Here is a 12,192-nt window from a genome sequence, read left to right on the forward strand (position 1 = left end):
TGCCATGTACTCCCATATTCTGGTGCCGGTCGATCTCAATGAGGACGGCTTTTGTGATAAAGCGATCGAACTTGCTGTCTGGCATGCCCGACAATCAGATGCTGTGATTCACTTGCTCAACGTCCTGCCGGGAATTCATATGGCCTTAGTGTCCAGCTACTTTCCGAAAGATGCCGCGCGAAAAATGCTGCAGGAAACCCAAAAAAACCTCAAGCAATTTGCCGAGCAACACATCCCTGCTGATGTAAAACATATTGAAACCGTGTCGGAAGGTAAAACCTGGACGACCATCGTTGAATATGCCCGCCAGGTTAAGGCCGATCTGATCATTATGCCCAGCCACCAGCACTCTACGATGGATAAACTGGTGCTGGGTTCAGTGGCAGCCAAAGTGGTGGAAAATGCACCAGGCAATATCCTGATCATTAAACCACCGGGTTTATGATTCAGGACGGGCGATGATCATAGCCCCAGCGCGGAACCAGTCCTTGCTCGACACCAAGATGATCCAGTATCCGCGCCACCATGAAATCGACCAGATCGTCGATAGACTTCGGCTGATGATAAAAACCGGGTGCGGCCGGCATGATGGTCGCCCCCAGGTTGGAGAGCTTGAGCATATTCTCCAGATGCAGGGAAGAAAACGGGGTTTCCCTGACCACCATCAGCAATTGACCGCGCTCTTTCAGCACTACATCGGCCGCGCGTTCCAGCAGATTATCCGACAGGCCGTGAGCCACTGAGGCCAGTGTGCCCGCGGAACACGGGCAGATCACCATTTTTTTCGGCGCTGCCGAGCCGGACGCCACCGGAGAAAACCAATCCTCCTTACCGCAGACCGTCAGCTTATCGCCCCGATAATTCAGGTGCTCCGCCAGTGCGGCCTGTGCCGCTTCAGGACCCGCCGGCAGCTTCAGACCATGCTCGGTCGCCAGCACCACACGGGCTGCGGATGAAATCAATAAGTAAACCTGATAATCGGCCGCCAGAAGACATTCCAGCAAACGCAACCCGTAAGGGGCACCGGATGCCCCTGTCCAGGCCAGTGTAATACGCTTATCCTGCATCTTTGTCTCCCTGTGCCAGGGCGGCAAGCAGCTTGTCATGAATCCCGCCGAAACCGCCATTGCTCATCACCAGAATCGTATCGCCAGGCCGGGCGGCAGCGACTATATGCCTGACCAGTGCATCAAGGTCGGCGTCGCACACTGCTGGCTGCGAACAAAGATCAGCGATGTCCTGTACCGACCAGGGAATCGTGTCCGGCTGAAACAGGAAAACTTCATCCGCCGCTGCCAGAGCCGGAGCCAAATCGGCTTTGTGCACGCCCAGCTTCATGGTGTTCGAGCGCGGCTCCAGCACCGCCAGAATGCGCGAATCCCCCACCTTGGCCCGCAAGCCGCCCAGTGTCAGTTCAACGGCTGTCGGGTGATGGGCGAAATCGTCATACACTTTAATGCCATTCTGCTCACCTTTCAGCTCCAGCCTGCGCTTGGTATTGACAAAGCGCGCCAGCGCCTCGCAGGCCAGTTCAGGGAGCACGCCGACATGCCGCGCGGCGGCGATCGCCATCAGGGCATTGCTGACATTGTGATCCCCGATCAGATCCCAGCGCACAGTGCCCACGGTGTTACCGGCAAAAATCACATCAAATTCACTGCCGTCCGGCTGGTGCTTGTTCGCTTGCCAGTCACCATGTTCACCGCTGTATTCCAGCTCGCTCCAGCAACCCATCGCCAGCGTTTCATCAATAGCCGGCACGCCGTGTGGAGCCAGAATCTTGCCTTCGCCCGGCACAGTGCGGACTAAATGATGAAACTGGCGCTGAATAGCGGCCAGATCCGAAAAAATATCGGCGTGATCGAACTCCAGATTGTTCATTAACAAGGTTCGTGGTCGATAATGAACAAACTTAGAACGCTTATCGAAAAAAGCGCTGTCGTATTCGTCCGCTTCAACCACAAAGAAACAACTCTCGCCTAAGCGTGCGGAAACACCGAAGTTTCCCAGCACGCCGCCCACCAGAAAACCGGGCTGGTAACCACAGTCTTCCAAGATCCAGGTCAGCATACTGGCCGTCGTAGTCTTGCCATGGGTCCCCGCAACGGCCAGTACCCAGCGGTCATGTAACAAAAATTCCTGTAACCATTGCGGGCCTGAGGTATAACGCAGATTTTTATTCAGCACAGACTCAACGCATGGGTTGCCCCGGCTCATGGCATTGCCAATCACCACCAAATCCGGTGCGGGCTCTAGCTGTGAAGGATCATATCCCTGAATAATTTCAATGCCTTGTGACTCCAGCATTGTGCTCATCGGCGGATATACATTGGCATCGCTGCCGGTCACTCTATGGCCAAGCTGTTTGGCCAGCATGGCGGCTCCGCCCATAAAAGTGCCGCAGATTCCGAGAATATGGATATGCATAACTGTCAGCTCACAAAATAAATATTGGTCACGACCACGCTTCAGTGTTACTTCGTTACCATAAAAAAGATCTTTAGATACAATTGCATCAAACAATAACTGGCCAATGGCCAAGGGTACAGTTCAATTGCCCGAAAAGAGGCATTGTACCGAATATTTATCCCCCCATGACAACACGATGCAAGGATTGTATATGTCCGATATTAGAACCCTTGGCGAGTTCATTGTCGAGAATCAGCATGACTTCCCCCATGCCAGCGGTGAACTGTCTTCTCTATTGGGTTCCATTAAACTGGCGGCCAAAATCGTCAACCGTGAAATCAACAAAGCCGGCTTGGTTGATATCACTGGTGATGTTGGCAGCGAGAATGTCCAAGGTGAAGCCCAAAAGAAACTTGATGTGTATGCCAACGAGAAATTCAAAGCTGCACTGGAAGCCCGCGGTCAGGTCTGCGGTGTGGCCAGCGAAGAAGAAGATGAACTCGTGGTATTCAATAAAGAACTGAACCGCGAAGCAAAGTACGTGGTATTGATGGATCCACTGGATGGTTCTTCGAATATTGACGTAAACGTTTCCGTCGGAACCATCTTCTCGATTTACCGCCGCGTGACCCCGGTTGGCGGCCCGGCTGAAATCGAAGATTTCCTGCAGCCTGGTGACAAACAAGTGGCGGCGGGTTACATCATTTATGGTTCATCCACCATGCTGGTGTATACCACAGGCAATGGGGTTCATGGTTTCACCTATGATCCGTCACTGGGGGTATTTTGCCTGTCGCATGAAAATATGACGATCCCGGATGATGGCCAAATCTACTCCATCAATGAAGGTAACTATTTCCGCTTCCCGCAAGGCGTGAAAAAGTACATCAAATATTGCCAGGAAAACGTGCCGGAAGATAACCGTCCTTATACTTCGCGCTATATTGGCTCTCTGGTCGCCGACTTCCACCGCAACTTGCTGAAAGGCGGCATTTATTTGTATCCAAGCACTGCGACCCACCCTAGCGGTAAGCTGCGCCTGTTATACGAGTGCAACCCGATGGCATTTTTGATCGAACAGGCGGGCGGTATTGCCTCTGACGGTAAAAATCGCATCATGGAGATCAAACCGACTGAACTGCACCAGCGCGTGCCTTTCTTTGTCGGCTCAACCAAGATGGTTCGCAAAGTGGAAAGCTTCCTGGAAGCCTTCCCGGACGCCGAGTAATCCCGTTGCTATGCCCGGTCTCAGCACCGGGCATTTTTCCTGTCTGCCCCCGCATCTCTCCCTCTTGGTGTTAGAAGCTGTTTTTTTCACAGCGACTGGTTATAATTCCCGGCGACAAAATCATCTGAAACTATTAAGGAATTCATCATGAGCCTGAACAACGTCCCTGCAGGTAAAGAACTGCCAGAAGACATCTACGTTGTCATCGAGATCCCGGCAAACGCTGATCCAATCAAATACGAAGTCGATAAAGACTCTGGCGCGGTATTCGTAGACCGTTTCATGTCTGCGCCTATGTTCTACCCATGCAACTATGGTTATGTGAACCACACGCTGTCTCTGGACGGTGACCCGGTTGACGTTCTGGTTCCGACCCCATATCCGCTGCACCCAGGTGCTGTGATCCGTTGTCGTCCGGTTGGTGTTCTGAAGATGACTGATGAGTCAGGTGAAGATGCGAAAGTGGTTGCTGTACCGCACAGCAAGCTGACCAAAGAATACGACCACATCAAAGATGTGAACGATCTGCCTGAACTGCTGAAAGCGCAAATCACGCATTTCTTCGAGCGCTACAAAGAGCTGGAATCTGGCAAGTGGGTAAAAGTTGACGGCTGGGCTGACGTTGAAGCAGCTAAAGCTGAAATCCTGGAATCTTACAAGCGCGCTCAGGAAAAATAATCCGGCGTGATTGTCGTCCAGTAAAAAACGCTCCCGAGGGAGCGTTTTTTGTGGGCGAAGCCATCACAGTGAAGACCAGCGCGACCAGTCTCCCCGCGGGATCAGCAAGGCACGCTCAAGCGGCTGCAGGTAGAGATAGATCCAAGCCAGTCCGAAAGGCGTATCCACTTGCTCGCGGCAATATTCCTCTCCCAGCCCTTCAAGGATATCGAGTTCGCGGAAAGTGTCGGCATCCACGTCATACACTTCGCCAAACAGCACGCCCTCAGACCCAGGCTGCTTTATCGCAGCAGGGTAAGGTCCGAGATCATACATGGCGTAACCTGCCAGCTGGCACTCTCCCAGATAACAGGCCCGGGACAGCAGCCCATGATTAGACTGGCCGCGGCGCAAACTGCCGTAAACAAAAACCCGTGTGTACACTGCTGACAACATCCTTATTAGTTAAACTCAAACTGATACAGTAAATCGACGGCACTGTCGAGCCCCGATACCGCTTCGATATACAAATCCTGCAGCAGCTTGTACCTGACGGTAAACTCACCGATAGGGCTAAAGATACCCACGCCGTATTTTACCTGCAGCCCAGGGTAGACATAACCGCTAATCGTGACCTGAGAGTCATCGCCGGCACCCGCGGTATCAAGCGCCAAATCCTGAATCCCGAATGCCTCACCGACATTACCGACCAACTGGCTGCTGCGTGACAACCCCATGCTGATCAGCGCCGTAGTCATCGCACCGCCCCCTTCCGGCGATTCACTGTCGAGATCCCGGCCACGTAACACGTATGACAGCGCATTCTGTTGCGGCATGGCCGGATCAGAGAAAATGTCCACCTTGGGCTCATCGGCTGGGCCTGTGACCCGAATACCGGCTGTCACATCGTCTTCAATATTGTTCGGATTCCGGATCGCTTCCACCGACAAATAAGGCTGATCCGCTGGCCCATTGAAGGTGATCTGGCCTTTCCGGATCACCAGCTCCTGGCCAAAGGCCCGGTAAGTACCGTCATCAACCCGGATTTCGCCATAGACGAGCGGGGCTTTGTCCTGCTGATTGACTTTCAGATTCCCTGACAGCCCGGCATCCAGACCGAAGGCCGATAGACGCACATCCGGACCAATCTTGACCATCACGTTGGTTTTGATAGCAAAAGGCACTTTGTTTCCGGTATCCACCGGCTTGAGATCATCGGTCAGCAGGATTTCATCATCAGAAACCTGGACCGCAGATTCCGGCAGGCGGTCTACCGTGATCCGGCCCCATGGAATGGACACTGTGCCGCTGATTTCAGCCACCTGAGGAGCAGCACTGATCTTCAGGTTAGGCGAGACCTTCATGGCAATCATAGGCGGGACATTCACTTCAAGTTCACGCCCGTTCACCTTCAGATTAGTACTCCAGTTCGCCATATCGGCCCAATTCGCATCCCCTTGCAGCACCAGACGCCCATCCGGGGTATCCAGTTTGCCGCGCAGTATGGCGCTGTAGCCACTGAAAGTAGCGACGATCTCGCCCCGTTCAAGATCCAGCGGGACTTTTCTGCCGATCGCTTTCAGCTCAGAGACCTTAAATACACCGTTCACCTGAGGCTGCATAATCGGTCCGGTTAAATGCAAATCTGCGTCCACCCGGCCTTTAAAAATGTCGTAATCAGCGACCAGAGGTTGCAGAAAATCCAGCCGGAACGTATCCAGTTTCACTTTGGCATCGATTTGCTGTTCACCTGATAACTGGGTAATTCGGGCGTTGCCTGACAAATCCCCGTTATCTTTTACCGCCACCAGCCAGTCTGCCGTGAGCTCGTCATTGCGCATATCAGCATTGAGGGTAATTTTATCCCAGCCAAGTGCCAGCGGTGGCTGATCCGCCGCCGCCTGTTGTCTGAATCCGCCCGCAGGCAGGATCACTTGAGCCTGTAACACAGGCGTTTGTTGCGGCGACCAGGCGGCGTTGACAGTGGCATTGGCTTCACCATCCAGTTTTATCTCTGGTGGCAGGAACGGCTGCAGGATGGAAAAGCCGAGTTGATTGATAGCCAGACTCGCCTGACCACTCGCACCGGCATCCAACGGCTGAGTCAGACACACAGAAGCGTCTTGTTGCTGCCAGCAATGCGGTGCGACGGAGACGCTCTGCTTACTCAAGCTATATGCAAGCGCCGTGGGCTGATTCAGCCGCCACGGACCAACCGGCGTTTCGAGATTGCCGCGTTGCAGCATCCCCTGCCAACCTTGCTGTCTGTCCAGGCTGCCTTGCAAAGCCAGAGATGTACTGACAGGTTCACCACTCAGATCCACTCGCAGCGTGTGCTGGGCTTCGGTTCCCTGAAAGGTGATATCTAAGGCTTCCAGCTTGGCCGCATCCTGGTAGCTGCCTTCTCTGGCGCTCAGCTTAATATCTGCCGTCAGGGCAGGCAGTGGCGTCACCCGGCCGGTCAGGTTCAGGCTTTTTAGCTGGGCCAGATCCTGCCAGCCCAGTGCCTGCCCCACTAAGTTCAGATCGATTGTTGGCTCGGCCAGCGTGCCACTTAATCGCAAATCGCCATTTACCCTGCCGCGTAAACCAGGCACTGACTGCGCAAGATCGGGCGCATTGACCAATGCGGACAGATCCCAGGTTTGCTTCAGGCTCCCTTTTGCATTCAGCCCATTCGGCCCGTGCTTCAGCACCAGACCTTGCGTTACCAGCTCCAGATCCCCTTTACCGCTCACATCCTGGGCATCAAGCTGACCTGCCAGCGTAAAAGGCTGACCGATCACCTCACCATCCACATTCAGTTCGGGCAATTTAACAAACCAGCCACCTGTTGCCGTTAATCCGCCTGAGGTACTGAGCTTGCCGCTCAACTTGCCGTCTGCTTCGGGCCATTCCAGTCCAGGCTGAATATCGCGAAATGAGAGGTTGCCCTGCCAGCTGACGGTTTTAGCCCAGCTCGCCTGAGCGTTGCCCGTAACCTGACCACCCAGGCTATTGACGGTCAGACTTTCCAGGACAACCTCAGTCAGAGATCCGGTTCCCTTCAGGCTGACATCGACGGCCGGCATAGGCTCGCCGTCCGCTTTGGTTGCGGCATCAAAGGTAAAGCTGTCTAAGTTCCCTTTGGCATTGAGAACCGTCTCTTTGGCAACAAAATCAGGCTTGTCATCAAGCGGCCACTGTAAGTGACTGCTCACCACCTTAAAGTCAAAAGGCAAATCGGCATCCAGCGGAGACAGTTTTCCCGTCACCCTGGCATCCAGCTTCCCACTGAGCGCCGCATCCAGCACCAATTGCTGCAATGAGCCTGACGCTGAGAGATTGATATGGTGTCCCTGCACCGGTTCCAGCGCAATGTCAGATTTCGCCTTCAATGTAAGTGGGTACTCACCACTTAATTCAGCTTCCCCTTCGGCATCCAGTGTGGCTTGCGGCACATCGACAAACAAGCGGGTCAGCGTCACGCTGCTTTTTTCTGCTTCTGCGATCAACTCCAGTTCATTCACTTTCTGCGGCGTTGCGCCTTCCAGCAGAAAGTCTTTTACGGTAAAGCGCTCCACAGTGATTTTCAGCGGCAGCACCACCTCAGGCAGTACGATGCGCTCACGCTTTTCCTGGCTATAAGCCTCGGCAACTTGTTCGGCCTGCTCTTCCGTCTGTGCCTGAATCTCTTGCTCGGCCGGCGGCGCCAGGTTCAGCACTATGCCTTCCCAGTCGGTGGGTTTCAGGGTCAAGTGGCTGCCCTGCATCTGGGCTGCTGAACTGAAATGCTGCCAGCGCACATGATTACCCAGAATATTCAGGTCGATGTCATTCAACGTCAAACGATCCAGCCGAACTGGGACAGGCAAAGCGATTTCTGTCAGTGGCTCACCCGGTTCTTCTTCCTCCGGTGCGCCTGGCGGTAATTCAGGCATGGAGAACGTCAAACCACTCAGGCTCAGCTCTCGCACGCAAAGGGCCGGAATCGGCAGACAATCATCATTGATAGCCAGGGTAAGACTGTCGCTATTGAGCGCCAGCAAATCATCCTTGTAGTGGACACCACTGAGTGTAAATCCTTTCAGCAGAGCACCTGTGCTGCCTTGCACTGTGAATGCAGGAACCGCTTTCTGGGCTCCCCACAGGGCGAGGCGAACCCCGGCATGGGTATATAGCAGCGCCCAGAGCGCCAGTGTCAGCAGCAACACAAACGTCAGCAGGCCAATCATCAATCTCTTCAACCCGATCATAATTCAGGCCCCAGCACGAAGTGGATTTGGAAACGATCAGCAGGCTTATCCAGCCCCCAGGCAAAGTCGAGCCGTATCGGGCCGACCGGCGATGCCCAGCGTATGCCCACCCCCGCGCCAGCCTGCCAGTCCGGGCTGTCTGTCCAGGACGAACCGTAATCGTAAAACAGAGCCCCCCACCAGTTGCCTGTCAGCCGGTACTGATATTCCAGCGTGGACGCCAGCATAAACTCACCACCAATCTGCTGGCCTTCACTGTCCCGGGGTGAAATAGATTCATAGCTGTAACCACGCAAGCTGCTATCGCCACCGATAAAAAAGCGCATGGACGGCGGGATGTCTTCTACTTTTTCTGCCCAGATGGCCCCGGCGTCCAGACGGGCCAGGCCCCGGTGATCTTCAGCAAAGGTGCGAATCCAGGCACTGCGTCCGCGCAGTTTGGCCAGACGGGTATCAGAACCCAGGGCAGGGTCGGAGTATTCCAGTTTCAGCAGTTGCTTGTCTCCCCAGGTCGGCCAACTGCCACCACGCAAGCGGGTACGGTCAATACTGACCCCGGGAATCACCATAAAGGCGGAGCCTGTCTCAAAAGCGCCCTGATTGTAGTCCTCATACAATAAACGCACGGAAGCAACACCATCCCAGACCCGATCAAAGTTCCAGTGCCGTTCAACGCCAAGATGGTACTCGGTACTGATAGTGTCGTGGTTATCCACATAACGGATCGCCCCGATAAGCTGGTAGTAATCATCCAGCACATTGTCGAGCGGAATTTTATACGTTGCTTCCACTTTCGGCTGGACCTTAGAAATCTCAGTGCGAACATCCAGGCTGTGACCTTCACTGTTTATCCAGGGCTTACGCCAGTTAAATTTTAATCGCGCACCAACATCCGTCGAATAACCGATACCGGTTTCGATTTTATTTCTCACTTCCGGCCTGAGATTAACCTGAATCGGCACCTCATTATCCTGCAGGTTGCTCACATCCCCACCGACAAAAATGGAAGAGAACCAGCCTACCGTCGACAGACGCTGATTGAACTCCCCCACTTGCGAGACCAGATAATAGTCCCCTTCCTCAAACGGGGCTAACGAACGGACTTTGGTTTCATTGATCTGGCTGCCGGTGATAAGGATATCGCCGTACGTGTACCGTTTTCCCGAATCAAACTCGATTTGAATAAACGCCTGATTACGGCCAGGTGCCACTTCCAGCCGGCTGGTTTTCAGCTCGGCATCGAAATAGCCTTTGCGCAACGCCAGGCTCTCCAGGCTGGATTTGAATGCATCGTACTTGCCGTGGTTCAGGGTTCGGCCCAGCTCTAAATCACTGTCGCGTTTGAGAACGAAGAAATCCAGATCATCCGCCGCTTCGCCCTTGATCTGAATATCACTTCTGGCAATTTTGGTACTCGGACCAGCATCAACCGTGACCGTCAGGGTGCTGTCCTCGCCGTCTTCTTCAACACTAAAAACGATATCAGGCTGATAGCGCCCCAGCGCTTTCAGCGCGGTACGGATTTCCTTCTCGACCTGGCCTTTGAAGCGCAAAGAGGTGCTGTAATCTTCCTTCGGAATGGCAGCAACATAAATATCCACATTTTTCTTCAGGCTGCCTTTCAGCCCGACAATATTAAGTTCTGTCTCTGCCAAAGCTGGCATGGTTACCATTAAAGCGACGGCTGCTAACAAGCAGCGCCGAAACAAGATTATCATTCTTATTTGTCTTCACTTATTAGAATGTTATTAGATTACGCGCATACTTTATTGTGACAAGAGCTGAGCGAAGTGCCAACCTTTACGCACGAAAGAAAATTAGCGCTGCACATAAGCAGGATTACGCACCTATTGATTGTCAGCTGTGAATCCTCTACTTTCAGGCTTATTAACAGTGCAATTAGGAAAACAGTGTGATGGATAAACAGCAGATAATCTCTCCGGAAGCAGCCCTGCCTGGCCGTTCAACGCCAGTGACTCCCTCTGAAACTCACGCCATTTTTGGCACCCGAATCGATGCTGCTGTACCTGAAGGTATGGAAGAAATCGTGCTGGGGATGGGATGTTTCTGGGGTGCAGAACGTCTGTTCTGGAAACAACCTGGCGTCATCAACACGGCGGTAGGCTACAGTGGCGGCTTTACTCCCAATCCGACCTACCAGGAAGTCTGTACCGGACAGACGGGCCATACTGAAGTGGTTCGCGTGATTTTTGATCCGGCACAAACCACACTGGAGCAACTGCTTGCTCAGTTTTGGGAAAGTCATGACCCAACACAGGGCATGCGTCAGGGTAATGACATTGGTACCCAGTATCGCTCTGTCATCTATACCACCAGCCAGGAGCAACAGGCTCAGGCAGAAAGCAGCAAGCAAAGGTACCAGTCGGCCCTGCAGGCCGATCAACGAGTTGCTACTATCACCACTGAAATCTTACCTGCCGCAGCGTTTTACTACGCTGAAGATTACCACCAGCAGTATCTGGAGAAGAATCCACAGGGCTATTGCGGTCTGGGCGGAACCGGGGTTTGCATGCCCCCGCAGTAAATCTCTCAGCCAGCGTCAGGCCCGTTCTCTGGCGCTAGCTGCTATAAGTGGCGGCGGCCAGCACCTGGATTTCTTTATTCACCTCCGACAATACACTCAATGCTTTTTTATTACGGCTGACGGGGGAGTAAACGTCCGCAGTCAAACTCGAAAGCTCCGATACCTACGATAAACAGCCGGCCCCGAAAGTAACTTTTCACATAACGTGCAATCTGGTTTGGACGATATTGTTTAAATATTTTCAGCATAATGTCCCTCAACACTCAGAACCTGTGACCCTTAATAGACAAAAAAGTTGCCTTGCTTGTGTCAAAAATATGCAAAACGCCTGCCAGTTGTATTTTTTGTTCTTCATGCGACACGGCAGCCACGCCCAACTTTAGGACATGACTCCTGAGCCTGCTCAATTTCTTTGCCAGCACGGTATTTCACCCCTCACATTTCTGGTAACTGACAAGCGAAAACAGTGATACGCTTCAAGGATAACAAACTGGTTCTACCAGTTATCCAAAACTCCACTACTATAAGGCAGCACAACCCTAAACAAGGAATAACACTCATGAACATGAAGTCACTGCTATCACTTTGCGCATTGCTACCCGCACTCACGTTACCGGCTCATGCCCATAATCTGACAGTCGGTCAGCCTTTACCCAGTACCAGCGTAACTGATCAAGGTGAGCTGATTCTGCAAGGCAACGATGTTGTCTATCAGCCTTGGCAAACCAGCCAGCTAAGCGGTAAAGTCCGGGTGATTCAAGCCATTGCCGGACGAAGCTCAGCCAAAGAGCTCAATGCCCCTTTTATCGAAACCATCAAGTCCGCTAATCTGCCTCATGATAAGTACCAGACCACCACCATCATCAATCAGGATGATGCGATTTGGGGCACCGGCGGTTTCGTGAAATCCTCAGCAGAAGACAGCAAAAAAGAGTTTGCCTGGTCATCGATTGTCCTGGATGCCAAAGGTCAGGTTCGTTCCCGCTGGGAGCTGAAAGAAGAAAGCTCTGCCATTATCGTGCTGGATCCTGCAGGTCAGGTGGTGTTTGTGAAAGAAGGCGAACTAAGCCGCAGTGACATTGATCAGGCCATGTCAAAAATTCAGTCTTTGCTGTAAT

Annotated in this window: 10 protein-coding genes and 1 pseudogene; 5 read left to right on the forward strand and 6 right to left on the reverse strand. The window is 53.0% G+C overall.

Going from position 1 to position 12,192, the window contains the following annotated elements; genetic code table 11:
* The first annotated feature begins 4 nt into the window (after positions 1 to 4).
* Positions 5 to 445, forward strand: coding sequence for a universal stress protein (locus P4S53_RS22390; RefSeq protein ID WP_337114442.1), 441 nt, complete (start codon positions 5 to 7; stop codon positions 443 to 445).
* 1 nt (position 446) lies between these two features.
* Here the strand turns inward: P4S53_RS22390 and P4S53_RS22395 are convergent, their stop codons facing one another.
* Both P4S53_RS22395 and mpl read right to left on the reverse strand, forming a co-directional pair.
* Positions 447 to 1,067 carry a flavin prenyltransferase UbiX gene (locus P4S53_RS22395; protein WP_337114443.1) on the reverse strand — a complete coding sequence of 207 codons (621 nt, stop codon included), beginning with the start codon at positions 1,065 to 1,067 and terminating at the stop codon, positions 447 to 449.
* Entirely contained in the window at positions 1,057 to 2,427 is a 1,371-nt protein-coding gene (gene mpl / locus P4S53_RS22400; RefSeq protein ID WP_337114444.1) for a UDP-N-acetylmuramate:L-alanyl-gamma-D-glutamyl-meso-diaminopimelate ligase, read from the reverse strand. Before mpl ends, P4S53_RS22395 begins: the two co-directional genes overlap by 11 nt.
* 193 nt (positions 2,428 to 2,620) lie before the next feature.
* On the opposite strand from mpl, the gene fbp reads away from it, so the two are divergent.
* Positions 2,621 to 3,637 carry a class 1 fructose-bisphosphatase gene (fbp, locus tag P4S53_RS22405; protein WP_337114445.1) on the forward strand — a complete coding sequence of 339 codons (1,017 nt, stop codon included), beginning with the start codon at positions 2,621 to 2,623 and terminating at the stop codon, positions 3,635 to 3,637.
* Positions 3,638 to 3,784: 147 nt separating this feature from the next.
* Positions 3,785 to 4,315, forward strand: coding sequence for an inorganic diphosphatase (gene ppa / locus P4S53_RS22410; protein ID WP_027251823.1), 531 nt, complete (start codon positions 3,785 to 3,787; stop codon positions 4,313 to 4,315).
* A gap of 63 nt (positions 4,316 to 4,378) precedes the next feature.
* Here the strand turns inward: ppa and P4S53_RS22415 are convergent, their stop codons facing one another.
* From P4S53_RS22415 to tamA, 3 genes are read right to left on the reverse strand one after another with little or no spacing between them, the layout of a single operon-like run.
* Complete coding sequence (locus tag P4S53_RS22415; RefSeq protein WP_337114446.1) at positions 4,379 to 4,738, reverse strand: gamma-glutamylcyclotransferase family protein; 360 nt, start codon at positions 4,736 to 4,738, stop codon at positions 4,379 to 4,381.
* A 17-nt stretch (positions 4,739 to 4,755) separates the two neighbouring features.
* Positions 4,756 to 8,529 carry an autotransporter assembly complex protein TamB gene (tamB, locus tag P4S53_RS22420; RefSeq protein WP_337114447.1) on the reverse strand — a complete coding sequence of 1,258 codons (3,774 nt, stop codon included), beginning with the start codon at positions 8,527 to 8,529 and terminating at the stop codon, positions 4,756 to 4,758.
* A complete protein-coding gene (gene tamA, locus P4S53_RS22425; RefSeq protein WP_337114448.1) occupies positions 8,526 to 10,193 on the reverse strand; it encodes an autotransporter assembly complex protein TamA in 1,668 nt (555 codons plus the stop codon). Before tamA ends, tamB begins: the two co-directional genes overlap by 4 nt.
* A gap of 248 nt (positions 10,194 to 10,441) precedes the next feature.
* On the opposite strand from tamA, the gene msrA reads away from it, so the two are divergent.
* Positions 10,442 to 11,074 carry a peptide-methionine (S)-S-oxide reductase MsrA gene (gene msrA, locus P4S53_RS22430; protein WP_337114449.1) on the forward strand — a complete coding sequence of 211 codons (633 nt, stop codon included), beginning with the start codon at positions 10,442 to 10,444 and terminating at the stop codon, positions 11,072 to 11,074.
* A 34-nt stretch (positions 11,075 to 11,108) separates the two neighbouring features.
* Here msrA and P4S53_RS22435 read toward each other — a convergent pair.
* A pseudogene (locus tag P4S53_RS22435) lies at positions 11,109 to 11,322 on the reverse strand (DUF1107 domain-containing protein).
* A 311-nt stretch (positions 11,323 to 11,633) separates the two neighbouring features.
* Between P4S53_RS22435 and P4S53_RS22440 the strand changes: the two are divergent.
* Positions 11,634 to 12,191 (forward strand): YtfJ family protein, encoded by a 558-nt coding sequence (locus P4S53_RS22440; RefSeq protein WP_337114450.1) that lies wholly within the window; start codon positions 11,634 to 11,636, stop codon positions 12,189 to 12,191.
* The last annotated feature ends 1 nt before the right edge of the window (position 12,192 follow it).

It is taken from the genome of Photobacterium sp. Hal280 (assembly GCF_037162255.1).
In the GTDB taxonomy this organism is placed as follows: domain Bacteria; phylum Pseudomonadota; class Gammaproteobacteria; order Enterobacterales; family Vibrionaceae; genus Photobacterium.

Coding starts and splice junctions, on each gene's coding strand:
- P4S53_RS22395 (WP_337114443.1), bottom strand. CDS start 1,067: ATGCAGGATAAGCGTATTACACTGGCCTGGACAGGGGCATCCGGTGCC.
- P4S53_RS22390 (WP_337114442.1), top strand. CDS start 5: ATGTACTCCCATATTCTGGTGCCGGTCGATCTCAATGAGGACGGCTTT.
- mpl (WP_337114444.1), bottom strand. CDS start 2,427: ATGCATATCCATATTCTCGGAATCTGCGGCACTTTTATGGGCGGAGCC.
- ppa (WP_027251823.1), top strand. CDS start 3,785: ATGAGCCTGAACAACGTCCCTGCAGGTAAAGAACTGCCAGAAGACATC.
- tamB (WP_337114447.1), bottom strand. CDS start 8,529: ATGATCGGGTTGAAGAGATTGATGATTGGCCTGCTGACGTTTGTGTTG.
- fbp (WP_337114445.1), top strand. CDS start 2,621: ATGTCCGATATTAGAACCCTTGGCGAGTTCATTGTCGAGAATCAGCAT.
- tamA (WP_337114448.1), bottom strand. CDS start 10,193: ATGCCAGCTTTGGCAGAGACAGAACTTAATATTGTCGGGCTGAAAGGC.
- P4S53_RS22440 (WP_337114450.1), top strand. CDS start 11,634: ATGAACATGAAGTCACTGCTATCACTTTGCGCATTGCTACCCGCACTC.